Source organism: Rahnella perminowiae, from assembly GCF_019049695.1.
Classification (GTDB): Bacteria; Pseudomonadota; Gammaproteobacteria; order Enterobacterales; family Enterobacteriaceae; genus Rahnella; species Rahnella perminowiae.
Genome location: NZ_JAFMOT010000186.1, coordinates 225943 through 252651 on the forward strand (window position 1 = coordinate 225943; position 26709 = coordinate 252651).

Sequence of the window (26709 nt, forward strand, 5' to 3'; positions counted from 1 at the left end):
CTTATTCATTGTAACAATGAATAAGGATGAGGTCCGCCAAAGATAAACATTCGCATCCTGCGCCGGTCTCCCTATACTGCTGTTATGTCGGCTGATTCAGCACCTGTTCAGGAAACTCCTATGAAGTCATGGCTCTTACCTCTTCTGCTGCTTGCGCCGCTCTGCTCGCAGGCGGCATCCACGCCGAAAGAAATCAAAGCACGGTTCAGCCAGTTCAAGGTCGGGGATAAAACCATTTGCCTCGATGACGTGACTTACGCCAACAACAGCAAAATGAAAGTGATCGAGAACGGTTTTGTCGTCTCGAAGCGCAAGAATGTGCTGGTTTACCAGAGCAACACGTTATTTCTGCTCGGTAATGACGTCACGGTGAACATTAAGGCCGTGATTGAAAGCCGGGCGGGGAAAACAGGATTCAGTAACCAGTTTAAACAGGCGATGATCCGGGTCGACGGAATGGATGATCCGACACGCGCCAGTGAGAAGGCCAAAATCATTCAGTCTTTTGAAGACGTGATTGCAGATAAAAATAATGAAACCCCCTACAGCTCGGTGGCGCTGACGGATAAAGGCTACATCATCACGCAGATGGAAAGTCATTCCACCACCATCAGCGAATGCTACGTTACGCCGTATAAAAAATCGCCGAAGGAGTGATTCTGATGACTTTTTTATCCGCTATGCGTGATACTTTTTACCCGCAATTTTTTGATCGGCTGGTCAGCGATTACGCCAGAGAAAATGTCAGTTCAGGCCGCTGGCAGCAGGAAAATGCGCTGACACGATCACAAGGTGAAATAACGCGTTTGCTGCCGCAGGGCCTGGCCACACCGGATAATTATTTGTTTGAAATAAGAACAGAGGCCGACGGGGAAACTGCGGGGTATATTTGGTTTGCGGTCAGTGAGCGTCAGGGCGAGCGTAGCGCTTTTATTTATGAAGTGTCAGTGTTTCCGCAATTTCGCCGTCAGGGCCATGCCCGCGCAGCCTTTTTACAGCTGGAAGAAAAAGTGCGCGGACTGGGTTTGACATCTGTCGGCCTGAATGTGTTTTATAAAAACAGTGCTGCGCAGGCGTTATACAGCAGTCTGGGCTATGCGCCGACCAATCTGACGATGGTAAAAGCGTTAAGCGCAGAATGACAGCGCCGGTCAGCGCTGGTATTTAATAAAATCAGTCAGCCGCCCCACACGATCGTACAGTTTGCGGGCAGTATGATTCGAGGTTTGGGTCGTCCAGTAGACGTTAGCTTTATTGTTTTCATCGGCGTAGGCGTAAACCGCTTCAATCAGTTTTTGCCCGATCCCCAGTTTACGCGCGCCGTCATCGACATATAAATCCTGCAAATACACCACCTGCTGCATATGCCAGCCATGATCGTGATTGATACAGTTCACCAGACCGACCAGTTTCCCCTCATACTCCGCCACATAGCCAAACATACTGGCATACTCGGGCTGCGATAACCGCCGGAAGGTGTGATCAAACTGCGCCGGATCGAGCGTCGACTGATAAAAATCCAGGTAATCGCGCCATAACATTTCCCACTCCTGACGGTCTGCGGGCGTTAACGGACGGATCACCACATCTTGCGGCTGGCTCATCGGGACATTCTCCTGAGGAAATGAAAACGTTACGGACGTGACTGCGGATAATGTATCAGGTCGTGGAAACGTACGGAATGACCGCTTTCATTGCGGTAAGCGTGCGGGCAATCGGCGGCAAAACGCAAAGCTTCACCGGCACTGAGCAGGCGCGTCATACCGTCCACCGTCAGTGTCAGTTCTCCTTCGATAACAATGACATGCTCAATCACACCGGCTTCGTGTGGCGTGGATTCGCTGCATCCACCCGGTTCAAGATCGATAACAAACATGTCCATACGCAATGTGGTGTCAAACGGAAACAAAGGCACCACGCGCATTCCTGAGCTGTCGCTGTTAAACGTGGTCAGCAAACCGTGCCGGTGCAATGCCGCCGACTGCGCAGGCGGGGTTTCAAGAAACTCCGAGAACGAAACATTCAGGCCACTGGCGATTTTCCATAGCGTCGCAACGGTCGGGCTGGATTCGCCGCGTTCAATTTGCCCCAGCATTGCCTTGCTGACACCGGTGTGTTCTGCCGTCTGGCTGAGGCTCCAGCCACGTTCGCTGCGAACGGCTTTCAGCTGGCTGCCAATATGGCGGGTGAGCTCCTGCATCCTGACTCCTCTGGCAATCATTTTTAGCGATCATGGTTGTGCGCTATAACGCACAATGATATTTTGAGCGCATCCGATGTACGCTATAACGCACAACAGCATACCGCCAGCAAGCGGTAACCAGAAGGAATTTCACCTATGGCCTCGCGTTTCAGTCCGCAGGATTTGACATTTTCGGCGGTAATCGCCGGATTTGTTGCGGTTTTAGTCGGTTATACCAGCTCCGCAGCGATTATCTTTCAGGCAGCGGAAGCGGCAGGGGCCAGCGCGGGACAAATTGGCGGCTGGCTGAGTATGCTGGGTCTGGGCATGGGGGTCACCAGCATCGGGCTATCACTGTATTACCGCACACCGGTGGTGACGGCCTGGTCGACACCCGGCGCGGCGCTGCTGGTCACCAGCCTGCCCGGCACCTCACTTAACGAAGCCATTGGCGTATTTGTCTTTGCCACCGGGCTGATCCTGCTGTGCGGCGTGACCGGCTTATTCGCCCGACTGATGCATTACATCCCGCAGGCGCTGTCAGCGGCGATGCTCGGCGGCATTCTGCTGCGCTTCGGGCTGGACGCCTTTACCTCACTGCAAAGCAATTTCGCCCTTGCAGGCACCATGTGTCTGGTGTATCTGCTGGCAAAGCGCGCCCTGCCGCGCTATGCGGTGGTGCTCGCACTGGCCGCCGGGCTGATCGTCGCCGGATTACAGGGTGATATTGCGCTGCACGGCCAGACGCTGACCTTCGCCGCACCGGCGTTTGTGATGCCGCATTTCACGCTTTCCTCAATTATCGGCATCGGCATTCCGTTTTTTGTGGTGACCATGGCCTCACAGAATGCGCCGGGCATCGCCACACTGAAAGCGCACGGCTATCATCTGCCTGTTTCGCCCCTGATTTCCTGGACGGCGCTGACTGCGTTAGTTTTAGCGCCGTTTGGCGGTTTTACCATCTGTATCGCCGCCATTACCGCCGCGATTTGTATGGGCGAGGATATTCATCCCGATCCTAAAAAACGCTATATGGCGGCCGTCTCGGCTGGCGTTTTCTATCTGATTGCGGGCGTGTTTGGCGGCTCCATCGGCATGGTCTTTACCGCCCTGCCACAGGCGCTGATCCACACCATCGCCGGGCTGGCGTTGCTCGGCACCATTGCAGGCAGCCTGTACCGCGCGCTGGAAAACGAGCGTCAGCGCGACGCGGCAATCATTACGTTTCTGATCACGGCTTCCGGTGTCACGCTGCTGGGTGTCGGTTCGGCATTCTGGGGTCTGGCGGGCGGTGTGATAACTCATCTGATCCTCAGCATGCCGGCGCGAAATCGTGATAAATCCGCCGGGAAAAGTTGAGTCCGTTCAAGTTATGGGTAACAGGTTTTCGTAACACGGCACAAGGTGACGACGATCACATTTTCTGACCGGTAAACCCTCTTTACTGGGTGCAATCAGGCCCTTTAAAGAGCGAGAATCCCATGACTATTGCCACACAATCCTGCGTCGTGACCGGGAAAAAAGACGTCTCGGTGATCCACCAGACCCTCAGCTATACCGGCCAGGGCACGCTGGTGAAAATCACCCGCGGCGGCATCTGCGGTTCGGATCTGCATTATTACGAACACGGCGCTGTCGGTGATTTCAGAGTGCGCGAGGCGATGGTACTTGGCCATGAAGTGGTCGGTGTGGTGGAGAAATCGGATAACCCGCGTTTGCAGCCCGGTCAGAAAGTGGCGCTGAACCCGAGTAAGCCGTGCAAAGCCTGCAAGTACTGTCTGTCCGGTGACGAAAACCAGTGCACCACCATGAAATTTTTCGGCAGCGCGATGTATTTCCCGCACATCAACGGCGCGTTCACGCAGTATAAAATCGTCGACAGCGACCAGTGCATTCCTTACGACAATCAGGTCAGTGACCGCCTGATGGTGTTCGCAGAACCGCTGGCCGTCGCCATTCATGCCGTAAACCAGGCGGGCGATATTCATGGTAAAACCGTGTTTGTTTCCGGCGTAGGTCCGATTGGCTGCTTAATCGTGCTGGCAGCAAAAGCCAAAGGCGCGGCGCAAATCATAGTGACCGACCCTAGCGAACGTTGCCGTACGCTGGCACTGGCAGTTGGCGCAAATAAAGCACTGGACGCTGCACAAGGTGATTTCAGCGAATATCAGGCAGAGAAAGGCTTTTTCGATGTCTCCTTCGATGCCTCCGGCCATCCGTCTTCCATCCGCCGTTGTCTGGAAGTGACCCGCGCACGCGGCACCCTGGTGCAGGTTGGCATGGGGCCGGTAGTGAATGAATTCCCGCTGATGTCGCTGATTGCCAAAGAAATAAACTGGGTCGGCAGTTTCCGTTTCACAGAAGAATTCAATACCGCCGTCGAATGGCTGGCGAATAGAACCGTCGATCCGATGCCATTGCTGTCAGCAGAATTCCCGCAGGAAAGTCTGGTGGAAGCGCTGGAATACGCCCTGGATAAATCCAAAGCGTCAAAAGTGCAGCTGGTCTTCTAGCCCGGTCTGCAATACCAGTCACAATATCAAAACACCGTTTCATTTTATGATGTCCTCTGATTTTTATCCTCAGAGGACATTTGCATTATGGTAAAGGACAAGGCGAAAAAGCAGGTCGCGCTGCTGCTGGCTAACGGATTTGAAGAAGGCGAAGCGGTGATTGTGCTCGATATTCTTGAGCGGCTGGAGATTCAGGTCACCACGCTGGCCTGCCAGGAAAGCCTGGCGCTACGCACGTATCACGGCATTCAGATGCAGGCCAACGAACTGCTGTCCGCGCAGGGCGACCGCTTATTTGATGCTGTGGTAATGCCCGGCGGACCGGAAGGCTCAGTGGCGCTGGCGGCCAGTAAAGAGGTGGTGGAATTTGTCCGACGTCACGACGACGCCGGTAAACTGATCTGCCCGCTGTGCTCCGCTGCCGCGCGTGTGCTGGGCGGGAACGGTCTGCTGAAAGGCCGTCGTTACGTCTGTTCCGGCGATTTATACCAGGACGTGAAAGACGGCGTTTACGTCAATCAGTCCTTTGTGGAAGACGGTAACTTGCTCAGCGGAAAAGGATTAGGGCTGGCGTTTGACTTCGCCTTCCAGCTGGCGTACCGCCTGACCGGCGATGCTGAAACCACCAATTTCCAGGCTGATCACATCGATTATCACCACTGGCGCGCCGGCCAGAAGCGTTGATCAAAAAGTTGAACCGGGGCAGATGGCGCAGGTCGTCCGCCCCGGTCAGTATCCTGTCCGTTTTTGGCATTCTTCCCTTTCCAATTCAGGCGCACACTGATTTCACACTCACCAGATGGAGTCCGTAAATGACCCAAAGCGCCCTGTTAAATATCGACGTTCAGCGTTCATTTGAACAAAAAGACTTCTGGCAACAGGATGATTTACCGGCTTTCAGCGAAGCCCTCAACGGCCTGATCGATGGCTGTCAGACCCGCAATGTACCGGTTATCGATGTATTTCACGTCAACCCTGATGGCGACTTTTCGCTGACCTCCGGTCTGGTCACACCAATGACTTTTCTCACACACCGGCCGCAGCATGTTGTGCATAAACATGTCCACAATGCCCTGACCGAATCCGGCCTCGATGGCTGGTTGCGCGAAAAAGGCATCACGCATCTGATTATCGCCGGTATGCGCACCGAGCAGTGCTGTGAAACCACGGCCCGGGTGGCGTCAGACCTTGGCTATTCAGTGACCTTTGTCACCGATGCGACACTGACGTTTCCGATGACGCACGCCAGTGGTATCACGCTGAGCGCACAGGAGATCAAATTGCGGACCGAACTGGTACTCGCCGACCGCTTTGCCGCTGTCACTGACGTGACCGGTGCGCTGGCGCAACTCGACCGCACTGTGTGAAGATAGCGTTTTTCCCCACAGACGGATGAAGCACTATGCAGCGCAATGTCTACTTTGTGACGCTCCCCGGCGTGATGTCGTTAGATCTTACCGGCCCGGCGGAAGCGTTGCGCCTGAGCGGGCAATTTTCGCTTCATTATATCGGGCCGCAGCCGGAAGTGATGATGTCAACCGGCCTGATGGTCAGCCATTTGCAGCCACTGCCGCAAAGCCTGCCCCCGGGCAGTATTGTGATCATACCGGGTGTGGCAGAATCCGACGAAAACTTCTCCTCACCGGTCGCACAGACCGCCTGTGAGTGGCTGCATCAGCAAAAAAGCGCCATTGAAGCAGGAAATTTAAGACTGGTATGCATCTGTTCCGGCAGCCTGCTGGCCGGGCAAGCCGGTCTGCTCGACGGCTATCAGTGCACCACGCATCACGATGTAATCGGACGGTTGCGCGAGCAGGTACCTGCTGCCCAGGTGAAAGATAACCGGATATTTGTCGAAGACCGTTCGGTACTGACCAGCGCAGGCATCAGCGCCGGTATCGATCTGGCACTACATCTGATCGCCACACATCTTGGGCCGCAGGCCGCGCTGGATGTTGCCCGCGAAATGGTGGTCTATTTCCGCCGTGGCGGTGATGATCCGCAACTCTCTCCGTGGCTGCGTTACCGTAATCATCTGCACCCCGCGGTGCACCGTGCGCAAAACCTGATTGCTGCCGAGCCGGAATCGGCCTGGCAGGTGGAAGATGTTGCCGCCAGAGCGCACATCAGCGCACGCCACCTCACCCGTTTGTTCCGACAACATCTGGGCATCAGCGTGCGTGACTACCACGAGCAATTGCGTATCGCCGTGGCGCAACAACGCCTTCAGCAGGGATCCGGCATCGAAAAAGCCGCACTCGCTGCGGGCTTCTCATCCGCACGGCAATTACGCCGGGCGCAGGAACGGTGGCGTTAAAAGTATTCAGCTCACCCAGTTCCGGCGGTCTATTTTCCCCAGCCCCATCGCCAGAAATAATCCGCCGCCGAGTCCGCAGATAAACAAAAAGACCAGGTTCAGCAGCGGGTATTGCGGAAAGTCGAGATGCCGGCCGCGCAGGCCGGTGATGATCAGCGCATGAAAGCCGTAGATAGCCAGAGAGTGGCGGGAGATTAACGAAAATCCTGGCAGGAGACGTTGTGCCAGTGTGTTCTTGAAAACCACAAATAAAGACATCGCAGAGATAAATACCAGCGGACCACTGTAGATATAAAAGGTATCGGCGAAACTCTGATTAATCTGCATTTGCCGGTATGTGCCGGTGGCAATCGCCAGCGTGCTGAGAATGAACATGGCGCTGGCGACGAGCGTGATCGCCGCTTTTTCAGTCCTGAGCTGGCTGATGGCGCGGCCCAACAGGGCATATAGCACGTAATAGAAAGTGTCACCGCTAATGTATAAATCCAGCGGCAAAAGATGGATTTTGTGCCACGTCACGGCAGGAAGCTGCGGATTTGCCAGTACGCCGAACAGCATTGCGACAATCAGCAGGTATCTGCCGGATACGGCTTTAACATTAATCAGCGGGGAAAGCAGGTAAATCAGGATAATCGCGTAGAAGAACCAAAGATGGTAAAACACCGGTTTTTCCATGATAAGACGCAGAGACGGCCAAAACCCGATTTTTGTCATCGTGAGGATATAAATCAGCGAGACGGCGCTGTAGAACAGCAAACATAATGTGACTCGCAGAAAATGGCGTTTTTGCGCGCTCCTTTCCCCCAAGAACAGCGCACCGGAAATCATAAAAAACAGGGGTACGCAGACGCGCGAAGCGGAATTGAGCACGTTTGCCGCCGTCCATTCAGGGGTATTTACCGCAGCGAAATTGACGACCAGCGACGTGCTGGCGTGGATCATCACCACCATCATGCAGGCGAGTGCGCGCAGATTATCTATCCAGCTGATTTTTTGGCTCATTCCCGGTAATTTCCTTCTTATCGATGGGCTGTTTGCAGCCTAGCCAGCTTTTGGACGGCTAACAAGGCAAAAGTGCCGATCTCAGATTGTGCTGAACGTGAATCTGAACATTGCGTTGCGCTCAAATAATCGGCAAAATAGTCCCTATTACTGCCTCGCTTGCGAAACCCGCCCGGACAGTCTCTTATTTTCTGCTAATTTTCAAAGAATTAGCCTTACGTCTGTGAAATAACTACAATGCATAATTCTCCAAATACTGCTTCCCTTCTGGGCCGGCAGGCGCTTTTGTTCCCTCTGTGCCTGGTGCTGTTCGAGTTCGCGACTTATATCGGCAACGATATGATCCAACCGGGCATGCTGGCCGTCGTGGCTAATTTTAATGCCGGCGAAGAGTGGGTGCCGACATCCATGACCGCTTATCTCGCTGGCGGCATGTTCCTGCAATGGCTGCTCGGTCCGCTGTCCGACAGGCGCGGCCGTCGTCCGGTCATGCTCGCGGGCGTGAGTTTTTTCATCATCACCTGTCTGGCGATTCTGTTTGCGCAAAATATAGAACAATTTATGGTGATGCGATTCCTGCAGGGCATCAGCCTGTGCTTTATCGGCGCGGTCGGCTATGCCGCTATACAGGAATCTTTCGAAGAATCGGTGTGTATTAAAATCACCGCCATGATGGCTAACGTCGCGCTGATTGCGCCGCTGCTCGGGCCTCTGGCTGGTGCGGCGCTAATCCACGTTGCGCCATGGCAGTCAATGTTTGTGATCTTCGCCCTGCTCGCCGCCATTGCGCTGTGGGGATTGTGGAAATCGATGCCGGAGACCGCTTCCCGCCTGGGCGAACCGTTCTCCATGCCAAGCCTGCTGCGTGATTACAAGCATGTGCTGAAGAACCGCCAGTTCCTGTGTGGTGCGCTGGCGATAGGTTTTGCCAGCCTGCCATTGCTGACGTGGATTGCACAGTCGCCGGTGATTTTAATCAGCGGTGAAGGGTTAGCGGCCTATGATTATGGCTTGTTGCAGGTACCGATTTTCGGCGCACTGATTATCGGTAACATCACACTGGCGCGCCTGTCCGGCAAACGTACCGTCGAATATCTGATTAAACTGGGCGCAGGCCCGATGGTGGTTGGTTTGCTGATCGCAGCCGCGGCCACGCTGTTTTCCGCGCATGCGTATCTGTGGATGACTGCCGGTCTGAGCCTGTACGCCTTCGGGATTGGTGTGGCGAATGCCGGTCTGTACCGTCTGACGCTGTTCTCCAGTGACATGAGCAAAGGTACGGTTTCCGCCGCCATGGGCGTCATCAGTATGTTGATTTTCACACTGGGCATTGAACTGGCAAAAGTGGCTTATGTCGAAGGCGGTGCGGGGATGTTTAATACATTCAATCTGTTAAGCGGTCTCGCCTGGCTGGCGCTGGTGGTGGTATTTCTGCGCAGCCGACAGGTGGTTCTGCCGCCAAACAGCGTGGTGTAATTTCGTTCGTTTCACCGCTCTGTTTCAGAACAAGACATGGAAGATCGCTCTCCCATGTCTTTCGTTTACGTCTTTCTATTCTTGTTTATTTCTTGGATGGATCGCAGTAATAGGTGGTGCCAGCTTCAGTCACGGAAGTCGTCGTTCCATGTTTATCAGTACATCGGCTAACGAGTTCACAACGGTTGCCATTCCAGCGGGTAGAGAGGGTGCAGTCACTGCCGCCGATGATTTTTTTCGCGACTTCTGATGTAATTTTTTTCATTGATTAACTTCCTTATTAAAATTTAAATAGATTTAAATAACACTCACTTCAGTACAACAAAACGACTTACCGCATTTAAATTCACCAGATCAATGAATATTAAAGGCAGTTGACGTTTGGAACTTCTTTGGCTGGATCCCAGTCCCTCGTCGTCCCATGTTTATCAGAACACGTGGTGGTAGGCACACAGATCCAAATTTTATCTTTGGAGCCTGTGACAGATTTAAGCTGAAACTCATTACGGGTGCTGCAACCGCCACCCATGATATTTTCTACTGATTTTTTATCAAGTTTATCCATGGAAAATTCCTTTTATATAAATAAATTATATATCTATTAACGCTAATCTGAATCTCCTTACAGATAGAAGTCATAATAAGCAAATGAACTTCCGATATCAACTTATACCTAAAAATGATTCCAAATTCTCTATTGATATATTACAAACCCGGCGCATAACTCACTTAAAAAATCATAATATAAAAACCGCGCTAAGAAATTATTTCATTCATGCGCTCAAGCCTCCGTCGACAATAATGCTTTGTCCGGTAATATAACTGCTGGCATCACTTAACAAAAAATCAGCAACCTGGGCAATTTCGTCCGGTTTCCCTAATCGCCGGACCGGAATAACGGAACGTATCTTCTTATATTCTTCCGTACTGAGAGCTGACGACATTTCCGTTTCAATGACACCGGGTAAAAGGCTGTTTACTCTGATGCCAAAACGGGCAACCTCCAGTGCCAGAGAACGTGTCACACCCGTCATTGCCGCCTTTGTGGCACTGTAGGCTACCTGCCCGATGTTTCCTTTCACTGCGGAAACTGATGACATCAGGATCAGGCTTCCTTCACCACGCGCAAGCATTCCCGGTAACAGATGCTGGTTCCAGTGAAACAGAGCATTAAGATTGGTATTTATTATCTCATGCCAGTCGGCAGAAGCCTGCTTAATATGTAAAGCGTCACATGTGATCCCCGCATTATGGATAATACCGAAAGGCGCACCCCGTACCGATACTAATAATTCAGCAAGCTGCGCGACCTGCTCTTCATCGCCTCCGTCGCAACGATAACCTTTGACATTACCATAAGCCTGAGCACAGGATGATTCAACGAAAGCGGCCTGGCTGGCATGATTCTTCCAGGTAAATATTACGTCATAGGTTTTCGCCAGATGAATAACCAGGGCTTTGCCGATCCCCCGACTCCCGCCGGTAACCAGTACCCATTTGCGGGTATTCATCATTTGCGTAACTCTTCCAAAGCCTGGCACATTTCACCCAATGTAATATCAGGGTGTTGAATAAACATATCGGCACTCAGCGAAATATCAAACTCGCGTTTTACCAGCACCATCAGTTCTACATAATCCAGACTGTCAAGTTTCAGGCTTTTAACCGGCAGGTCTTCATTTAAGGAATCTGGTTCGAGATCTTTTGCATCACATAACATTTCGCAGACAATGGCATAGATTTCATTTTTCGTCATTTCACTCATTTTTATATTCCCTTAATCTCAATGTGTTTGAACTGGCCAGGTTTTTAGCGTTATGGCAGTCATAATGGAAGGATGCGCGTCATACCCTCCCTGAATGGTCATACGGATAACAAAACCCTGCTCTGAATCTCCGATAACCATCGCAGGCAACAGGCCGTAATAGAAAGGTTTGTTAAAAGCTTCCTGATGCCGGGAAACCATATGCTGGCGGCTGAAATGCACATCATGGTGTGTTTGTACTACAGGGATCTGCTTAAAAACGTCTGCCAGCGACAAAGCAGAAAGATGCGGTATCGATTCCCGGACGCACTCAAGCGTTTCCGGCATATTCACGATCTGCGCAAACAGCACCGCATCCAGCAATTCCCACGACATGACATCCGGTTTGTCTGACGGATAGGCTTCACTTAATGCCGCCAGCTGCGCCCCCGTCAGCATGTGATCCAACGTGGCACATGCCGCCGGGAAAGCAGATTTTCCGGTCAGCTTACTGCTGAAACAGCACGTCCCCGAGACCGGTTCGGTAAGGAGACTGCTGACGCCGGAGCCGGCCAGAATTAAGGTGGATACCAGCTGATAGGGGGTCTGGCATTTCACCGCCTGCCGCAAACGGGCATTAAACTGATAGAACTCAGACTTCGCGGCCATAACGTTATGGCTCAGATGATTTTTCATATCCAGCAGTGCGCGCATGCCATGCACTGTCAGCGTCTCCAGCCCCATAGCTCTGGCCTGCTGTAAGTCAAAATGAATCGGATTGTAGTCCCCTGAAAATTTTGCCCATGCCTCGGCATCCCGGACATCGTAGGAAAACATCATAATGCCCCCTTGCTGATGACTAATGCAGCATTGGCCCCGCCGAAACCAAAACTCAGGTTAAGGGTATGCTTAAGGGATGCAGGGCGATGCCCCTCGCTGATGAAATCCAGATCACAGGCGGGATCAGGTTGTTTTAAATGGTGTGTTGCGGGCATGATTTGATGATGCAGAGCCTGCAAGCAGATGATGCTTTCAAAGCTGCCGGCAGCGGCAATAAGGTGCCCGCTGTATCCCTTGGTGCTGGAAACCGGAACGCTATACGCCTTTTCGCCCAGCGCAAGCTTGATGGACTCCGTTTCATTGCGGTCATTAAGCTGTGTGGAGGTACCATGCGCGTTGATATAATCAATTTCACCCGCGCTCAGACCTGCCTGGCTCAGCGCAGTACGGATCGTTTTAACCCGCGCAAGTTTGTCCCCGGCAGGCACGGTAAAATCCACCGCATCAGAAAAATTGCCGTAGCCGGTGATTTCACCCAACAGGGTTGCACCACGCGCCAGCGCAATCTCGCGGTCCTCCAGACATAAAACAGCAGCACCTTCAGACAGCACAAATCCGTTTCGCTCAAGGCTGAAAGGGCAACTGGCTTTAGTAATATCCTGTTCTTCACGGGTTAATGCGCTCAGCACATCAATATTCCAGACTGCAGTATCAGTACGCAGTGATTCTGCACCACCCGCCAGCATCATGGTTGCCCGGCCGTGACGGATAGCATCGAACGCATCGCCGATCGCGATGGTCCCCGTAGCGCAGGCAGCAGCGGGCGTATTCTGATAGCCGCGCAACGCCCAAAGCTGGCTGCAGGCTGCCGTCGCAATACTGGGCATTGAGTAAAAACACCCGAAGGTTGAGCCCAGGCCGCTTGACCGATATTTATCGTGGTTACAGACCGTTTCATCCAGCCCGCCCCAGCCGGTGCCAATAATGGCGCCGCGATCAAGTTCGGCATGGTATTGCGCCGGCGATGTATTGCCGAAAGCCATTTCCATGGCTTCCCGTGCCGCAATCAACGCTAAGTGGGCAAATCGCGGTAACCGGCGTCGGATCCCTGCAGGCAGGAACTTAAGATAAAGTTCATCGTCTATCAGGCCAAAAAATCGGGATTTAATGCCACCGGCGCGTCGGTCCATATACCGGTATCCTGTCTGATACGCCATGATGGCGTCCCAGCTTTGATGCGCATTACCTCCCAATGGCGTGATGGCCCCGTATCCGGTCACGACGACCCTTTTTAAAGAATGTGAGTTATCCATTACTGTTCTTCCCTGGAACGTTGTTAACGTCTGTCATGACCATGAGTGTCTCGGGGATCACTTCTCCGCCGAGCGCCAGCCATAACTGCAATGTCGCATTGAGATAGTAAGACTGGGCATCTGCCAGCTGATTTTCAGCACCCAGCAGGCTGCTTTGTGCATCAAGCCAGGTTTGTACAGAGACCGCTCCGGCCAGATACTGACTTTTGGCCAGCCCGAGTCGTTGCTGACTCAATGCCAGAGACCTCAGAAGATCTTCACGCTGAGCCAGATACGTCGCCCTCTGCGACAATGCTTTTTCGACATCGGCTAAAGCGCTGTAGACCTTATTTCTGAAATTTGCGGCGGCTTGTTTTACATCCAGCCCGGAGCGTTCCACCGTCAGCTGAACCGTATTCCATTGCACAAAGGGCAATGTCAGGCTGCTGCTGAGTGTCCGCACAGGATTAGAAAACCACTCGCTGAATACCGCATTTCCCGCTCCCAGCGTCGCCCCTAATGACAAAGAAGGATAAAAATTCAGCTTTGCTACCTCGTTCGCCGCAAGCGATGCGCGCAGTTGCCATTCGGCAGATTGCACATCTGGCCGGCGGCTAATCACTGAGAGAGGGAGATCAGGCTCCAGAGCAATATTCTGGCGGGGATCGAGAGAGGCTTTCTCCGGTGCACGCACTGACGGGGATCGACCGAAAAGGATAGCCAGTGCGTTACGCGCGTCTTCTCTTTGCTGTTCCAGATCCCGCAAGCTATTGTTCTGATCAAGCACAGACTGGCGGGCCTGAAGGACATCCAGCTGACTGATGGCACCCGCGTCATAACCCGAGCGTGTAATCCGTTCGGTTTCCGTCGCGAGGCGGATGCTTTGGCCGGTATTGTCGATTTTTTGATTGAGTGCGGCGATTTGCCAGTAAAGCTCCCCGGTCGTCCCGATAAGCATCAGTGCCGTATTCTGCCGGTCAAGAGCGGTGGCGTTTATCTGCCATTGAGCCTGTTCACGCGTTCGTGCCAGTTTGCCCCAGAGATCCAGCTCATAACTCATCGAGACAGAGGCATTGTAATTTTCGGCGGAGGCAGTGTTGCGCCGGGTGTTTTTGCTGTTGCTGGCCTCACCGCCAACACTGACATCCGGTGTCAGGTTGGTATCAGTCAATCCGGCATCCAGCACCGCCTGACGGAGCCGGTAACCTGCAATGGCCAGATCGTCGTTATGGCTCAGTACATCGGTGATCATTTGCGAAAACTGCGGGTCGTTGAAAATACGCCACCACTGCGGCGTATTCCTGAGCCAGGCAGAACCCGTTTGCTTGTTTTGCCAATCCTGCGGCAGATTGAGGCCGGGCTGCTGATAAGGCGTTTTTACTAAAGAACCGCATCCGGCCAGACACAGAGCCAATGTCACGGTAAGGATAATTTTCATTCTCTGGCCAGTGCCTCCGTCGGTTTCATCCGGGCGGCGAAACGTGCCGGGAAATACCCAAACCCCAGGCCGATGAGGGCAGAGAAACCACACGAATAAAGTATCGGCAGCGGCGTAAAGACCATCTCAAACTGTGTGGTCAGCAGGGAGAAGAACGTCCCCGCAACAAAAGTCACCACGACCCCAATTGCGCAGCCAAAAAGGCAGACCACCATCGACTCAATCAAAAACTGACGCATGATGTCTGCGGCGCGTGCTCCAACAGCCAGCCGGATGCCAATTTCGTGGGTACGTTCAGCGACCGAAACCAGCATGATATTCATGACGCCCACACCGCCAACTATCAGGGAAATACCCGCAATCGCGGCAATCAGTAACGTCAAAGAGTCGGAGGTTTTTTGGATGGTTTCCAACATCATACTGTCGGTTTCAATGAAGAAATCACGCCGTCCGTGGGCTTTATCCAGGACATACTCAATATGCCGCTGCGCTTCTTTCAGTGACATCCCTTTGGCGACCTGTACCTCAATGGCCGCGACAGGCATGCTGCCGGTTAAGCGTTCCTGCAAGGCGGTATAAGCCATCCACGCATTCAGCCCACCCCCCGCTATCTTTAAGCCTTTAGATGCCGTAATACCGACAAGACGGAAGGGTACATTGTTGAAATAGAGGCTCTTCCCGGTTGGATTTTTATCATTGTGAAATAGGGTGTTCGCCGTGGCTGCATCCACCAGCAATACGGGCTCGCGGGTCTCCACATCGTGTTCATTGAATTTTCGCCCGGCTTCAAGAGACAGATCGCGCACCGCAAAGTATCGGGCGTTAACCCCGGTGATATTGATAAACATCTGCCGTCCTTCAACCTGAGCTTCCATGATACGGTTGAAGACAGGAGAAATATTGGCCACATAAGGCAGTTCAGACAGCAGGCGAACATCTTCATCAGAGAGGGCATTGCCAAAGTCAGGACGGGGGTTATCCCAGCCCAGCCCGGGATGAATCGAGAGCGTACTGGTACCCAGCGCGCTGATATCGCGGATTATTTTTTGTTTCGCGCCTTCGCCAACCGCCATTGAGGTAATCACCGAGGCCACGCCAATGATGATCCCCAGCATGGAGAGCAATGCCCTGATACGATGCCCGTTCAGCGCCCGCCAGGCCATTTTTACCGCATCATGGAAGCTTTCCCGCCACGAAGATCGCCCGGTATTCGCTGCCGGAAGCAACACCACCGGACCGCTGGCCGGCTGAACATGACGATTAGGCAAGTCAGCGGTGATCTTACCGTCACTGATTTCAATGATCCGCTCAGCCTGCGAAGCCACATCACGATCGTGTGTCACCAGAATAATGGTATGCCCAGACTGATGAAGGCCGTGAAGGATCGCCATCATTTCCTGACCACTCTGCGCATCCAGAGCCCCGGTCGGTTCATCTGCCAGAATAACCGAGGCACCGTTCATCAGGGCGCGGGCAATACTGACCCGCTGCTGCTGTCCTCCTGAGAGCTGGGATGGCTTATGGCTCATCCTGTCTTCCAATCCCAGATGTGCCAACAGATAGGCGGCACGCTGACGCTGAACGTTTTCCCGCATGGCGGTGTACTGCGCCGGTACAGCAACATTTTCCGCAGCGGTCAGATAAGGCATCAGGTGATAGCGTTGGAAAATAAAGCCAATATGGCTGCTTCGCAGCGCGGCAAGGTGTTCATGAGAAGCCCGGGTGGTATCAATGCCTGCGATGCAGATCTCGCCACTGTCAGGGATATCCAGTCCGCCTAACAGGTTCATCAGGGTGGATTTTCCTGAACCAGAAGGACCAACGATAGCAATCATTTCCCCTTGCCGGACCGACAGCGTTACACCGTCCAGAACCCTGACTTGCTCTTCCCCAGAACGGAAAATACGGGAGACATTCTGTAATGAAATCAGGGGATCATTGGCTGGCATCGGCGTCTCCCTGATAGGGCAGCGCACTGAGCACCTGATCCCCCTGCGCAAGACCCGATTTCACCTCAGCGTAATGGTTATCTCTGATCCCAAGCTCAAGCAGGCGATCGGTAATTTTTCCGTTCTCCCATACCTGTACCTGATAACGCCCTTGTGCATCGCGGTCGCCCACAACAGATAACGGGATGCGTAAGACGTTTTTGGCCTGGTCAACAATGATGAAAACCTCTGCGGTCATTGACGTTTTCAGCCGGCGCTGATCATTAGCAATATTAAATTCACCATTGTAATAAACCGCAGCAGATTGCTTGGGGATGCCGGAATTGTCGTTGGACTCGCGGAGAGCTTCGTCAGGGGCATCCTGGATAATTCCCATGATGCTTTCATAGCGGCGGTGAGGATCTGCCATGACGTAAAACCACAAAGGTTGCCCGGGATGCGTTTTTAGAATATCGGTTTCAGAAATGCGGGTCTGAACGCGCATGACGCTCATATCGGCAAGCACCATAAGGGTCGGTGCCGTTTGGGAGGACACAATGGTTTGGCCTTCCTGGATAATAATGCCCAACACCTCGCCATCAATAGGGGCAAGAATGCGGGTATATCCCAGATTAGCTCGGGCGGTTTCAACGGAAATCTCCGCCTGCACTAAACGCGATTTATCCATCTGTAGCTGTTCAGACTGCATGTCATAGTCTGCTTGGGCAGATTCAAGATCGCTTGGTATGCCAGCGCCATCCAGAGCCATTTTCTTCTGGCGCTTTAACGTTAATGCATATTGACGGAGCAGAACCTTTGAGGCTTGCACCTGGGCCCGGTTGCTGTTCAGTTCAGCTTCCGCGTTACGTAATTCATTCTTTTGGATAACCGGATCAATTTCCGCCAGAAGCTGCCCTTTATCAACTTTATCACCTTGTTTTACATATAATTTCTTCAACTGCCCATTAACCTGAGCACCAACACTGATTTTTTTCAGCGGCTGAAGTACGCCTGTAGTCATGACCGTGGTTTGTATATCCCCGCGTCCGATCACCTCAAAATTATCCCGGGCTTCTGCCTGGTTTGCCTGATAACTCATCACCGCGACGGCCACCATAATCAGCATCCCCAGCATCAGACTCACGCAAATAATCAGCAAACGGCGACGGGAAGATTTCATGCCACACACTCCTGCATCACCATGCCGTCATGAGGCTGTAATTGTCCCTGCACGATCATGTAAACATCATCGAACTGGCTGAGAATAGGTTTGCTGTGCGTGACGACAATCAGGGTTTTGCCCTGCTCATGGCAATGCGCAACGACTGACATCATGACCTGCAATGCCGTCTCGTCGTCCAGATTGGCCGTCGGTTCATCAAGCACTAATACCGGCCGGTCGCAATACATCGCTCTGGCAAGTAAGAGTCGCTGACGTTGTCCCAGAGAAAGGCCGGTATGGCTTTCACGGATCCGGGCATGAACGCCTCCCGGAAGTTGCGCCACAACCTCCGCAAGGTTTAATCCGGTGAGTAATGCATGGATACGCGGTTCCTGACTATCATCATAACGAGGGTCAAATAAGGTTATATTTTCAAGCACACTGGCATTAAAAAGAATATCGTCCTGACTTTGCAGAAAACATAAGCTGCTGATCTGATGCGACGTCATGAGGTTCTCATCGAGGAAAATCTGGCCTTCATCCGGTAAAAGCAATCCGGCAATAATTTTGATGAGCGTACTTTTTCCTGCCCCTGATTCCCCGACAATCGCCAGCTTCGCACCATATTTCACCGACAGAGACATTTTATGCAGGGTAGGTTTCGCACTGTCATAACGGAAGGCGATATCCTCGAATCGCAGATTGCGGCTGAAGGAAAGCGGTTCAGAAACGCCTGCTGTTAATCCAGACTCTTTCTGCGCGGCCGCGGGAAAGAGATCCGCTGCCCGCTGATCAATAACGTGCAGTTGGTTTTTCTGCAAAATCGCAAAGAAAATCCGGGTGATATACGAGGAGAAGATCTGCCGGATAAAGCTGTAGGCGAAAAAGCTCCCCAATGACAGCGCCCCCGCTTTCAGTAATGGCAGCGCCAGAAACATGAAGAGCACCATTTCAAGACTGCCGACTAACTGGTAAATGCTGTTTTTTATCTGCTCATAGATTTGTTTTCTTTGCATGCAGGTAAATAGCGCCAGTGTATAACGCGCAAACATCCCCTTGCGTTGTTCACTTAAACCGGCGGATTTTATGGTGGTAAACCCGTTAATGGATTCAAGGATGTATTCGTTTTGTTCGGCAATACGTTCCTGCATTTGCTGGGCGTAGAAACGATCGCGATAGATAGCCCAGACACTCACCATCCCCAGCAGGGTGACACCCGCCAGAGAAACCAGCGCCAGAGAAAAACTCATGTATGCCATGACGATGAAAGCCAGCAGGCCAATGATCCAGTCGGTACGCAGACCATTATCCAGCTCGATTTTTTGCATCGCCGCGGTTTCCCAGGCAGAAAAACGGCTGAAGATTTCGCCTGGTGCACGACGTTCAAAAAAGCGCAGTGAATTGCTCAAAAGTCGCGAAAAGCCCGCCGTGCTGTTGAGCACCACAAATCGTTTTATGCACCTTTCCGTCACCGCGCGCACCCAGAGGGCCAGCGCAGTCGAAATCACAAACGCCAGTAAAAAAAGAAAATAAGGAAAATCAACTTTTCCGGCAGCCGATAATACCTCGTTAATTGCCTGCCCAACCATTGCTGGCATAATGAATAAGGTCAGGGAGACAAGAAAGGCCAGACTCATGAGAAAGTAGATGCCTGACACTTGCGCAGTTTGTTTCAGGCTCAGACAGGAAAGAAAAGATTGTTTTTCCCCTGATGATTTTACCGTTTTTTTTTCTTCCGGCCCGATATCAGGATCGACGACAAGCGCATATCCGCTTATTTCTTTTTTAAGCGCATCGAAAGTCAGAAATTGCTGACCAATGGCGGGGTTCATTATACAAACCCGCCTTCCTTTCCGGTAAGCCAGCAAAACATAATGGCCGGCACCATAATGAAGAATGGCAGGCAACGGTAAATCCTGAATTTCGTCGGATGAAAATAAAACCGGATAAACCGAAATACCCTGTTCTGACAGAATATCTCCCAGTGTACTGAGCGAGGTTCCGTGAACCGAAATAGGATAGGCATCACGCAATTGAGCAAGCGTAATATTTATACCTTGCGTTTCGGCCAACATAGCAACACAAGCTAGCCCGCACTCGTTAATTTCGCTTTGTGCAACCATCCCTGGAATAATACAACTCATGATTATATCTTCTGATTCTTATTCATTGATAAAGTAAAGTGAGTGAAGATGCCATAACAGCCAGTCCTGCGGCTTTGACCTGATTGATCGTTCAATAATCTCGGGCATCATCTCTTCAACACTTTCCGCACCAACAGCAGGGTATATATGAATTTTTACCCCATGGTCATAATAAAGATAATAAAACACCACTTCTGCCGAGAGCATCTTTGCTAACCGGACTATCCCATTATGTAATCTGGCCGGGCGGCCAAATAACCGGCAGGTCAACTTTGATGAGGTTGCACTATGAGTGCCCAAAGTATAATCAGGGGTGATATCAGGAAATATAATGATGTTACTTTTATTCTCAGCGGCATCCATACAGGCAGAAATCATATTTTTTGCCACGCCCTGACGTTGTTCGTGGATGGAACAATACGTCAGATTTACACCGCCTCTCATTCTGTCCTGCTCTTTATATTGCTCTGCATTGGCAGAAACAATCACGGTGCCTTTGCCTGGATAGGTTTTACTGGCAACAATACCTGCCAGGATATCCGAAACCATATGCAGCGGCGCAAGGATGACGGGTTTCCTGCTCTGATGCAGCGGTTTAACGAATTGATCTAACTGATATGCACAATTTTCCAGCTGGCTGACGACACGCTGATTTTTGCCATAAGTTGCCGCGTAATCCAGGGCTTTCCGGCGTTGCGCAATCCAGGTGAAATCGACGATGCCGGTGTCGTTTAACAAACACCGTTTATTTTCATTGGCGACCAGCGTCAGTGCTTTTTGATGTTTCCCTATACATCGCAGAAAACGCATCACATGCAACATTCCAAAAATAATTTCTAATGGCAATAACTTATAAAGAGACAGTCCAACTTTTATTATCCGGCTATAAAATAAGAAAATTTTATAGTTTATAGCCGCCCCCAAAGACATGCTGTGCAAATAGATCCATACCGGAACAAAGCGCATTATATCTCCAGTGGTTTATGCCTGGTAAGCAGGGAGATAAGTTGATCACCAAAAGCTTTAAAGTCGCGATCCTGATAGGCAAGCCATTGCTTGTTTACAATAAATGCCGGCGTTGCAGAGACGTCATAATAGTTACTGACAGCTGACATATATTGAAGTAACGCTTTGACCGCCGGAGATGCGTTGATTTCGTGATATTTCCCGACGTCAATACCGTTATGTTCCAGCCAGTTATTTAAAACAGTGTCGTCAGCTAAATCAATGTTATCTTTGATCACAGCTGTATAGATTTTTTCCCGATATTGAGATTCCAGCCCCATAACCTCAAGTGTTGCAAATAACGGTGCGTAACGGGCTAAACCACTCTGACCGGCATTATTGATATGCAGTCGCACAACGCGAACTCCCTCAGGAAGACGCTTTTCTAATTCATCAACGGCTTTATCATTGATGGCACAGAAATGACAACCATAGGACATGATCTCAACGAAAACATCACTGTTCTTTAACGGACTCCGTGCCACCTTCTTATCTTCCACTCTGACCAAAGGCGCCGCATCGGAATTGAGAACAATATATTGATAATAGGCAACGGTGCAACCTATTGAAACAGCACAAATGAAAATCGTATATATCACAATATATAAAAACCGTTTAAACATGACTCTCTATCCTTAGATATGAACATCCGTCCACGGTCACGTTAAGAACACAATAAAACATTACAATTAACGCATTCATAATGTTTTATTATTTAATTAACATATAAAATATTTATATAGGCACTTTAAGTTAACCGCTAAATGAGCGCAATGCACAATAGATTAATGATGTATTAAGTAAACTCACTGACGATGGCGTTTTTATATGCCATCGTCAGCCGGAAAAATCAATTACGGTCAGAATGCGCGATCATTCCTCAGAAAAGCCCCATCGGTTTACTCGAATAAGAAACGAGTAAACATTTCGTTTGCTGATAGTGATCCAACATCATTTTATGAGTCTCGCGCCCGATACCGGACTGTTTGTAACCTCCAAATGCGGCATGCGCCGGATAAGCGTGATAACAGTTGGTCCATACGCGTCCGGCCTGAATATTGCGGCCCATGTGATAGGCCACATTGCCGTCACGACTCCAGACACCTGCGCCTAATCCGTAAGCGGTATCATTGGCAATTCGCAGCGCATCGTCCATATCTTTAAACGTGGTGACGGCCAGCACCGGTCCGAAGATTTCTTCCTGGAAAACACGCATGTTGTTTTTACCCAGCAAAATAGTGGGTTGCAGGTAATATCCCTCGTTCAGCGAACCTTCGAGTTTTTTCTTCGCGCCGCCGGTCAGTACCTCTGCGCCCTCTTTTTTACCGATTTCGATATAATCCAGAATGGTTTTCATCTGTCCGGCAGAAACCTGCGCGCCCATCTGGGTTTCAATATCCAACGGGTTACCGGTTTTAATAGCCTCAACACGTTTGATCGCACGTTCCATAAAACGTTCGTAGATAGATTCCTGAACCAGCGCACGGCTCGGACAGGTACAGACTTCACCCTGATTGAAGGCAAACAGCGCAAACCCTTCCAGCGCTTTGTCGAAGAATTCATCCTCTTTATCCATCACATCGGCAAAGAAAATATTGGGTGATTTACCGCCCAGTTCCAGCGTGGCCGGGATCAGGTTTTGTGCGGCATAGCCGGCGATTTGCTGGCCGACCTCCGTCGAGCCGGTAAACGCCACTTTCGCGATACGTTTAGACGTCGCCAGATATTCGCCGATCTCACCACCCGCGCCGTTAACCACATTAATGACGCCCGCAGGCAAAATGTCCTGCACCAGCTCCATCAACAACAGAACGGACAGCGGCGTCAGTTTGGCGGGTTTGAGCACAATGCAGTTACCTGCCGCCAGCGCCGGTGCCATTTTCCAGCACGCCATCAACAGCGGGAAGTTCCACGGGATAATCTGCGCCACCACGCCGAGCGGTTCGTGGAAATGATACGCAACGGTTTCACTGTCGATTTCGCTGATCCCGCCTTCCTGCGCACGCACGCAAGAGGCGAAATAGCGGAAATGGTCGATGGCTAACGGCACGTCGGCGCCGCTGGTTTCGCGGATCGGTTTACCGTTATCCCAGGTTTCGGCGTTTGCCAGCAGTTCAATGTTTTGTTCCATGCGATCGGCGACTTTCAGCAGTAAATTTGCACGCTGCTGCACCGGCATTTTTCCCCATGCGTCTTTGGCCTTATGGGCGGCGTCCAGCGCCAGATCGACGTCATCGGTGCCGGAGCTGGCCACTTGACACAGTACCTCACCGGTCACCGGTGTCAGATTGTCGTAATACTGTTTTTTCACCGGCGCGACCCATTCACCGCCAATGAAGTTGTCGTATTGTTTTTTGAGTTTAAGCGGGAAACCGTATTCTTCCGGTTTGACGGCATGAGGATTTTTATCATAAGCCATGATGGAACTCCTTTATGCAGCAGGGATTAGCAGAGCGCTGCATAAAGTCTAGGCAGTGAAAATCGAACCGGTGGGATGTAAAGAGAACTCTTCGAGCGGCTTCACACCTTTTTAGCTGCAAAGCTGGCGTTACCACTCCCGGGTGGGGTGGTGCGCGCGAAACTCTCGCGCTGGAACAGGCGTTCTGCCAGTTTTACCAGTTCAGGACGCTCAACACACCAGCCCGGCGCGATACGCCGGAAATTGAGATAGCCCAGACAACAGGCGACGGCAATGTCGGCCACATTGAGGCTTTCAGAATTGAGCAATGTACGGCTTGCCGCATGCTTTTCCAGCGCATCCAGCCCGCGCAACAGTTTTTCCCTCTGGCGCAAAATCCAGGCTTCGTTACGTTTATCAGCATCGCGGCGACCTTCCAGCACCAGCGCCACGGCGGCATCAGTGACACCGTCGGCCAGCGATTCAATTTGCCTCACACGTAACGCGTCCAGCGGTTGCCACGGCAACAGCGTGGGTGCGACATTCATCAGTTCGATGAACTGCACAATAATCGGCGAATCATAAAAAACTTCGCCATCATCGGCCACCAGCGCGGGGACTTTTCCGAGAGGATTGTACTGTGTGATTTTGCAGCCCGGTTCGTGGGGCGTGTCGTTAATGAAATCAAACGGGATGCCTTTTTCCAGCAACATCACCGAAATTTTGCGCACATACGGGCTGGTATAACTGCCGATCAATTTCATCAGACCCTCCTCGTTTTCGCCGGAACCTCTATTAAAACTAGCAGCCATGCAGGGGTTTACCAGTCACGGCTGCCGGTTTTACCGGTTATTCAGCGGGAAACAGGAACGGATTGATGCCGCTGCCGGAAAAACCTTTGTCCTCCAGACGGTCATCAAGTAACAGCGTCGCAAGGTCGTCCGCTACCGCGTCTGCCTGCGGGTCTTTATCCTGATAAATCACTTTCAGGTAAGCATTGCAATCGTCGCAGGCTTCGGCTTTCACCGTGGCCTGTTCATCGCCGATGGACCAGAGGTTTACATGTTCCATTGCATCGCAGTTGCTGCATTTTGCGCGCACGACATGCCATTCACTTTCGCAAAGATTACAGTGCAGATAGCGCAGGCCGCTGTGGGCACCAAACGCGATCACCGCAGAAACGGGAACGCTGCCGCACACCGGACAGAACAGACGATTTTCGCCATAATCTGCCCGCCCGACACCGCGCAGTTGCGCCGCCATCTGTGCCCAGTACAGCGACAACGCAGCCCAGATAAACGGGGCTTTGTCAGCCGGAACGTGTTTGAAATCCTGGCAAAGCAGCTCTGTCGCCATCATTTCGCGCTGAAGATTCGGGGAGTGTTCAAGGCGCTCAAGCACACCGAGCACCGGCTCTGACGCGCCGTGTTTGAGCACCCTGATCAGCGCATCCAGCAATGTAAGCCAGTGCGGCGTTCGTGGAAACAACCGGCAATCGAGCGGCGGTTTACCCGCCGCTTTCGCTAATTCATCACGCAGGTCGACAGTGAGCGGGAAATCTTTCAGCACGCGCTGCTGGGCATCGCAAATCGCCGCAGCAAAATTCAGATATCCGTCGAGCGGGCTGTCTTCGGCCAGTTTACGCAGGCGATCGGCACGGCGCTGATACAGCGTTTTCAGATTGGCGAACAGTACCGGCGGGATATTCCCCGCCGTGGTTTTACCGTCTGCCAGCGCGTCCCGGGGGACAATCTGGATGCTCATCCGGCTTTCCTCTCATCTTTATCTTGTTCTTTTTTCAACGCTTCAGCACGCACCTGACGGTACCAGCGTGGGTGGTGATACTTCGCCCATGACGCAGGCACTTTACCGCCGGTCATCGCCGGGATAGAGCCTTTCGCCCAGGTCGCAGCGTAGACATGCATGATAATCACCAGAATCAGGCCGATGCCGGCCAGCGAATGCACCAGCAGCGCCAGACGGATCAGCGGGATCGGGAAATAACCGGCAAACCACGGACGCCAGATAATGACGCCACTGGCCATCAGAAGCACAAGACAACTGATCGCCGCCCAGAACACGCATTTCTGACCGAAGTTGTAGCGCCCGGTATCGCCGACCTCATGGTTGGTCAGCACTTTACCGATATTTTTCACCCACACAATGTCGTCTTTTTCCGGCAGGTTGTGCTTCCAGTAGCGCAAGAACATGCCGAGGAAAGAGATGAACATCACCACGCCGAAAAACGGATGCAGGATACGCGCCATCTGGGGTGTGCCGTAAATGTTCATCAGCCAGTTAAACGACGGGAAAAAGAAGCCGATGCCGCTGAGGGCGAGCGTCACAAAACAAAAGGCAACAATCCAGTGATTGAGACGTTCCGCCAGATTATAGCGCTGGATTAACTTCTCTTTTTTCATGGTCGTTTCTCCTCATCATCATGTTTTTCTTCCTCTTCTCTGTGCTCATCCTCTTTCACGTAGTTCGGCCCCACGCCCAGGAAATGGAATGCTGCGGCGGCGAAAGTTACTGCGAAGCCGACAGCAGCCAGTGGTTTCCAAACCCCTTTCCACAAGGTGACCGCCGCGCTGATGGCCGGATCTTTTGGCAGGCCGTGATACAACTCAGGATTGTCGGCGTGATGCAGCACGTACATCACGTGCGTACCGCCAACACCCTGCGGATCGTATAAACCGGCATGATCAAACCCGCGACCTTTCAGCTCGCTGACCCGTTCTGCGGCTAAATCCTGCATGGCGGTTTTCGTACCGAAATGAATCGCGCCGGTCGGGCAGGTTTTCACACACGCCGGTTCCTGGCCCACACTCACACGGTCAACGCACAGCGTGCATTTATAGGCACGGTTATCCTGTTGGTTGATGCGCGGAATGTTGAACGGGCAACCGGCGATGCAGTAACCGCAGCCGATGCAATGTTCCGACTGGAAATCGACGATGCCGTTGGCGTACTGCAAAATCGCCCCTTCCGCCGGACAAGCCTTCAGGCAGCCCGGATCGGCGCAGTGCATACAGCCGTCTTTGCGGATCAGCCATTCCAGCTTGCCGTTTTGTTCCACTTCAGAGAAACGCATCACCGTCCAGGATTTCGCACTGAGATCCATCGGGTTATCGTAAACGCCGGTGTTGATACCGACCTCATCGCGCAGGTCGTTCCATTCGGAACAGGCGACCTGACAGCCTTTACAGCCAATGCAGGTGGTGACGTCGATAAGTTTCGCCACTTCCTGCTGATGGTCACGGGCGCGCGGCGCTGGCGTCAACCCGTTGGTTGCGGACTTACGCAGTATGTCCTGAGATTGCATTGCCAT

The 26709-nt window shown here is 52.0% G+C and carries 27 protein-coding genes and 1 pseudogene; 8 read left to right on the forward strand and 20 right to left on the reverse strand.

Features of this window, described 5'->3' with window-relative positions:
- Positions 1-120 precede the first annotated feature (120 nt).
- Together J1781_RS21480 and J1781_RS21485 are read left to right on the forward strand one after the other, a co-directional pair.
- A complete protein-coding gene (locus tag J1781_RS21480) occupies positions 121-657 on the forward strand; it encodes a hypothetical protein (RefSeq protein ID WP_129953986.1) in 537 nt (178 codons plus the stop codon).
- Between the two features lie 5 nt (positions 658-662).
- Entirely contained in the window at positions 663-1142 is a 480-nt protein-coding gene (locus tag J1781_RS21485) for a GNAT family N-acetyltransferase (RefSeq protein ID WP_129991523.1), read from the forward strand.
- Between the two features lie 9 nt (positions 1143-1151).
- On the opposite strand, the gene J1781_RS21490 is transcribed toward J1781_RS21485, so the two are convergent.
- Both J1781_RS21490 and J1781_RS21495 read right to left on the reverse strand, forming a co-directional pair.
- Positions 1152-1604: a GNAT family N-acetyltransferase gene (locus tag J1781_RS21490; protein ID WP_129991524.1), complete on the reverse strand. Its 453-nt coding sequence runs from the start codon at positions 1602-1604 to the stop codon at positions 1152-1154.
- A 29-nt stretch (positions 1605-1633) separates the two neighbouring features.
- Positions 1634-2200, reverse strand: coding sequence for a helix-turn-helix domain-containing protein (locus J1781_RS21495; RefSeq protein ID WP_129953991.1), 567 nt, complete (start codon positions 2198-2200; stop codon positions 1634-1636).
- 138 nt (positions 2201-2338) lie between these two features.
- Here J1781_RS21495 and J1781_RS21500 point away from each other — a divergent pair, with 138 nt between their 5' ends.
- The 5 genes and pseudogenes from J1781_RS21500 (at position 2339) to J1781_RS21520 (ending at position 7012) form a co-directional block, all read left to right on the forward strand.
- On the forward strand, positions 2339-3541 hold the full coding sequence (locus J1781_RS21500) for a benzoate/H(+) symporter BenE family transporter (RefSeq protein WP_129953993.1): 1203 nt from the start codon (positions 2339-2341) through the stop codon (positions 3539-3541).
- 122 nt (positions 3542-3663) lie between these two features.
- Positions 3664-4695 (forward strand): L-idonate 5-dehydrogenase, encoded by a 1032-nt coding sequence (idnD, locus tag J1781_RS21505; RefSeq protein ID WP_217234165.1) that lies wholly within the window; start codon positions 3664-3666, stop codon positions 4693-4695.
- Positions 4696-4782: 87 nt separating this feature from the next.
- The gene (locus tag J1781_RS21510) at positions 4783-5379 is read left to right on the forward strand and encodes a DJ-1/PfpI family protein (protein ID WP_217219192.1); all 597 of its coding nucleotides are present in this window, start codon (positions 4783-4785) and stop codon (positions 5377-5379) included.
- Between the two features lie 128 nt (positions 5380-5507).
- Positions 5508-6050: pseudogene (locus J1781_RS21515) on the forward strand (isochorismatase family protein); the annotation flags it as partial.
- 47 nt (positions 6051-6097) lie between these two features.
- Positions 6098-7012 carry a GlxA family transcriptional regulator gene (locus J1781_RS21520; protein WP_217219190.1) on the forward strand — a complete coding sequence of 305 codons (915 nt, stop codon included), beginning with the start codon at positions 6098-6100 and terminating at the stop codon, positions 7010-7012.
- 6 nt (positions 7013-7018) lie between these two features.
- Here the strand turns inward: J1781_RS21520 and J1781_RS21525 are convergent, their stop codons facing one another.
- Positions 7019-8014, reverse strand: a complete 996-nt coding sequence (locus J1781_RS21525; protein WP_217234167.1) for an acyltransferase — start codon at positions 8012-8014, stop codon at positions 7019-7021.
- A gap of 237 nt (positions 8015-8251) precedes the next feature.
- Here J1781_RS21525 and J1781_RS21530 point away from each other — a divergent pair, with 237 nt between their 5' ends.
- The gene (locus J1781_RS21530; protein WP_129954005.1) at positions 8252-9490 is read left to right on the forward strand and encodes an MFS transporter; all 1239 of its coding nucleotides are present in this window, start codon (positions 8252-8254) and stop codon (positions 9488-9490) included.
- An 85-nt stretch (positions 9491-9575) separates the two neighbouring features.
- On the opposite strand, the gene J1781_RS21535 is transcribed toward J1781_RS21530, so the two are convergent.
- From J1781_RS21535 to fdxH, 17 genes are all read right to left on the reverse strand, one after another.
- Positions 9576-9755, reverse strand: a complete 180-nt coding sequence (locus tag J1781_RS21535) for a DUF4762 family protein (RefSeq protein ID WP_217158877.1) — start codon at positions 9753-9755, stop codon at positions 9576-9578.
- Between the two features lie 99 nt (positions 9756-9854).
- Positions 9855-10055, reverse strand: a complete 201-nt coding sequence (locus J1781_RS21540) for a DUF4762 domain-containing protein (RefSeq protein WP_217138515.1) — start codon at positions 10053-10055, stop codon at positions 9855-9857.
- A gap of 208 nt (positions 10056-10263) precedes the next feature.
- On the reverse strand, positions 10264-11001 hold the full coding sequence (locus J1781_RS21545; protein WP_217219206.1) for an SDR family oxidoreductase: 738 nt from the start codon (positions 10999-11001) through the stop codon (positions 10264-10266).
- Positions 11001-11255, reverse strand: coding sequence for an acyl carrier protein (locus J1781_RS21550; RefSeq protein ID WP_377425767.1), 255 nt, complete (start codon positions 11253-11255; stop codon positions 11001-11003). Before J1781_RS21550 ends, J1781_RS21545 begins: the two co-directional genes overlap by 1 nt.
- A gap of 18 nt (positions 11256-11273) precedes the next feature.
- Positions 11274-12074 (reverse strand): MaoC/PaaZ C-terminal domain-containing protein, encoded by an 801-nt coding sequence (locus J1781_RS21555; protein ID WP_217234168.1) that lies wholly within the window; start codon positions 12072-12074, stop codon positions 11274-11276.
- Positions 12071-13327: a beta-ketoacyl-[acyl-carrier-protein] synthase family protein gene (locus J1781_RS21560; protein ID WP_217219204.1), complete on the reverse strand. Its 1257-nt coding sequence runs from the start codon at positions 13325-13327 to the stop codon at positions 12071-12073. The genes J1781_RS21555 and J1781_RS21560 overlap by 4 nt, the downstream gene beginning before the upstream one ends.
- Complete coding sequence (locus J1781_RS21565; RefSeq protein ID WP_217219203.1) at positions 13320-14744, reverse strand: efflux transporter outer membrane subunit; 1425 nt, start codon at positions 14742-14744, stop codon at positions 13320-13322. The genes J1781_RS21560 and J1781_RS21565 overlap by 8 nt, the downstream gene beginning before the upstream one ends.
- The gene (locus J1781_RS21570; RefSeq protein WP_217219202.1) at positions 14741-16693 is read right to left on the reverse strand and encodes an ABC transporter permease; all 1953 of its coding nucleotides are present in this window, start codon (positions 16691-16693) and stop codon (positions 14741-14743) included. Before J1781_RS21570 ends, J1781_RS21565 begins: the two co-directional genes overlap by 4 nt.
- Positions 16680-17852, reverse strand: a complete 1173-nt coding sequence (locus J1781_RS21575) for an efflux RND transporter periplasmic adaptor subunit (protein WP_217138520.1) — start codon at positions 17850-17852, stop codon at positions 16680-16682. Before J1781_RS21575 ends, J1781_RS21570 begins: the two co-directional genes overlap by 14 nt.
- On the reverse strand, positions 17849-19978 hold the full coding sequence (locus J1781_RS21580; RefSeq protein WP_217234169.1) for a peptidase domain-containing ABC transporter: 2130 nt from the start codon (positions 19976-19978) through the stop codon (positions 17849-17851). The genes J1781_RS21575 and J1781_RS21580 overlap by 4 nt, the downstream gene beginning before the upstream one ends.
- Positions 19979-19996: 18 nt before the next feature.
- Positions 19997-20944 carry an LpxL/LpxP family acyltransferase gene (locus tag J1781_RS21585; protein WP_217234170.1) on the reverse strand — a complete coding sequence of 316 codons (948 nt, stop codon included), beginning with the start codon at positions 20942-20944 and terminating at the stop codon, positions 19997-19999.
- Positions 20944-21606, reverse strand: coding sequence for a DsbA family protein (locus J1781_RS21590; protein WP_217218557.1), 663 nt, complete (start codon positions 21604-21606; stop codon positions 20944-20946). Before J1781_RS21590 ends, J1781_RS21585 begins: the two co-directional genes overlap by 1 nt.
- A 257-nt stretch (positions 21607-21863) precedes the next feature.
- Positions 21864-23402, reverse strand: coding sequence for an acetaldehyde dehydrogenase ExaC (gene exaC, locus J1781_RS21595; RefSeq protein ID WP_217219915.1), 1539 nt, complete (start codon positions 23400-23402; stop codon positions 21864-21866).
- A gap of 101 nt (positions 23403-23503) precedes the next feature.
- A complete protein-coding gene (locus J1781_RS21600; RefSeq protein WP_217219914.1) occupies positions 23504-24145 on the reverse strand; it encodes a glutathione S-transferase in 642 nt (213 codons plus the stop codon).
- An 85-nt stretch (positions 24146-24230) separates the two neighbouring features.
- Positions 24231-25145, reverse strand: a complete 915-nt coding sequence (gene fdhE, locus J1781_RS21605) for a formate dehydrogenase accessory protein FdhE (protein ID WP_129954014.1) — start codon at positions 25143-25145, stop codon at positions 24231-24233.
- Positions 25142-25801, reverse strand: coding sequence for a formate dehydrogenase cytochrome b556 subunit (gene fdoI, locus J1781_RS21610; RefSeq protein WP_129954015.1), 660 nt, complete (start codon positions 25799-25801; stop codon positions 25142-25144). The genes fdhE and fdoI overlap by 4 nt, the downstream gene beginning before the upstream one ends.
- A complete protein-coding gene (fdxH, locus tag J1781_RS21615; RefSeq protein ID WP_129954017.1) occupies positions 25798-26709 on the reverse strand; it encodes a formate dehydrogenase subunit beta in 912 nt (303 codons plus the stop codon). Before fdxH ends, fdoI begins: the two co-directional genes overlap by 4 nt.

What these genes read in the sequence shown, in the direction of transcription:
- J1781_RS21480 (WP_129953986.1), top strand. Translation starts at nt 121, where the DNA reads ATGAAGTCATGGCTCTTACCTCTTCTGCTGCTTGCGCCGCTCTGCTCG.
- J1781_RS21485 (WP_129991523.1), top strand. Translation starts at nt 663, where the DNA reads ATGACTTTTTTATCCGCTATGCGTGATACTTTTTACCCGCAATTTTTT.
- J1781_RS21490 (WP_129991524.1), bottom strand. Translation starts at nt 1,604, where the DNA reads ATGAGCCAGCCGCAAGATGTGGTGATCCGTCCGTTAACGCCCGCAGAC.
- J1781_RS21495 (WP_129953991.1), bottom strand. Translation starts at nt 2,200, where the DNA reads ATGCAGGAGCTCACCCGCCATATTGGCAGCCAGCTGAAAGCCGTTCGC.
- J1781_RS21500 (WP_129953993.1), top strand. Translation starts at nt 2,339, where the DNA reads ATGGCCTCGCGTTTCAGTCCGCAGGATTTGACATTTTCGGCGGTAATC.
- idnD (WP_217234165.1), top strand. Translation starts at nt 3,664, where the DNA reads ATGACTATTGCCACACAATCCTGCGTCGTGACCGGGAAAAAAGACGTC.
- J1781_RS21510 (WP_217219192.1), top strand. Translation starts at nt 4,783, where the DNA reads ATGGTAAAGGACAAGGCGAAAAAGCAGGTCGCGCTGCTGCTGGCTAAC.
- J1781_RS21520 (WP_217219190.1), top strand. Translation starts at nt 6,098, where the DNA reads ATGCAGCGCAATGTCTACTTTGTGACGCTCCCCGGCGTGATGTCGTTA.
- J1781_RS21525 (WP_217234167.1), bottom strand. Translation starts at nt 8,014, where the DNA reads ATGAGCCAAAAAATCAGCTGGATAGATAATCTGCGCGCACTCGCCTGC.
- J1781_RS21530 (WP_129954005.1), top strand. Translation starts at nt 8,252, where the DNA reads ATGCATAATTCTCCAAATACTGCTTCCCTTCTGGGCCGGCAGGCGCTT.
- J1781_RS21535 (WP_217158877.1), bottom strand. Translation starts at nt 9,755, where the DNA reads ATGAAAAAAATTACATCAGAAGTCGCGAAAAAAATCATCGGCGGCAGT.
- J1781_RS21540 (WP_217138515.1), bottom strand. Translation starts at nt 10,055, where the DNA reads ATGGATAAACTTGATAAAAAATCAGTAGAAAATATCATGGGTGGCGGT.
- J1781_RS21545 (WP_217219206.1), bottom strand. Translation starts at nt 11,001, where the DNA reads ATGAATACCCGCAAATGGGTACTGGTTACCGGCGGGAGTCGGGGGATC.
- J1781_RS21550 (WP_377425767.1), bottom strand. Translation starts at nt 11,255, where the DNA reads ATGAGTGAAATGACGAAAAATGAAATCTATGCCATTGTCTGCGAAATG.
- J1781_RS21555 (WP_217234168.1), bottom strand. Translation starts at nt 12,074, where the DNA reads ATGATGTTTTCCTACGATGTCCGGGATGCCGAGGCATGGGCAAAATTT.
- J1781_RS21560 (WP_217219204.1), bottom strand. Translation starts at nt 13,327, where the DNA reads ATGGATAACTCACATTCTTTAAAAAGGGTCGTCGTGACCGGATACGGG.
- J1781_RS21565 (WP_217219203.1), bottom strand. Translation starts at nt 14,744, where the DNA reads ATGAAAATTATCCTTACCGTGACATTGGCTCTGTGTCTGGCCGGATGC.
- J1781_RS21570 (WP_217219202.1), bottom strand. Translation starts at nt 16,693, where the DNA reads ATGCCAGCCAATGATCCCCTGATTTCATTACAGAATGTCTCCCGTATT.
- J1781_RS21575 (WP_217138520.1), bottom strand. Translation starts at nt 17,852, where the DNA reads ATGAAATCTTCCCGTCGCCGTTTGCTGATTATTTGCGTGAGTCTGATG.
- J1781_RS21580 (WP_217234169.1), bottom strand. Translation starts at nt 19,978, where the DNA reads ATGAGTTGTATTATTCCAGGGATGGTTGCACAAAGCGAAATTAACGAG.
- J1781_RS21585 (WP_217234170.1), bottom strand. Translation starts at nt 20,944, where the DNA reads ATGCGCTTTGTTCCGGTATGGATCTATTTGCACAGCATGTCTTTGGGG.
- J1781_RS21590 (WP_217218557.1), bottom strand. Translation starts at nt 21,606, where the DNA reads ATGTTTAAACGGTTTTTATATATTGTGATATATACGATTTTCATTTGT.
- exaC (WP_217219915.1), bottom strand. Translation starts at nt 23,402, where the DNA reads ATGGCTTATGATAAAAATCCTCATGCCGTCAAACCGGAAGAATACGGT.
- J1781_RS21600 (WP_217219914.1), bottom strand. Translation starts at nt 24,145, where the DNA reads ATGAAATTGATCGGCAGTTATACCAGCCCGTATGTGCGCAAAATTTCG.
- fdhE (WP_129954014.1), bottom strand. Translation starts at nt 25,145, where the DNA reads ATGAGCATCCAGATTGTCCCCCGGGACGCGCTGGCAGACGGTAAAACC.
- fdoI (WP_129954015.1), bottom strand. Translation starts at nt 25,801, where the DNA reads ATGAAAAAAGAGAAGTTAATCCAGCGCTATAATCTGGCGGAACGTCTC.
- fdxH (WP_129954017.1), bottom strand. Translation starts at nt 26,709, where the DNA reads ATGGCAATGCAATCTCAGGACATACTGCGTAAGTCCGCAACCAACGGG.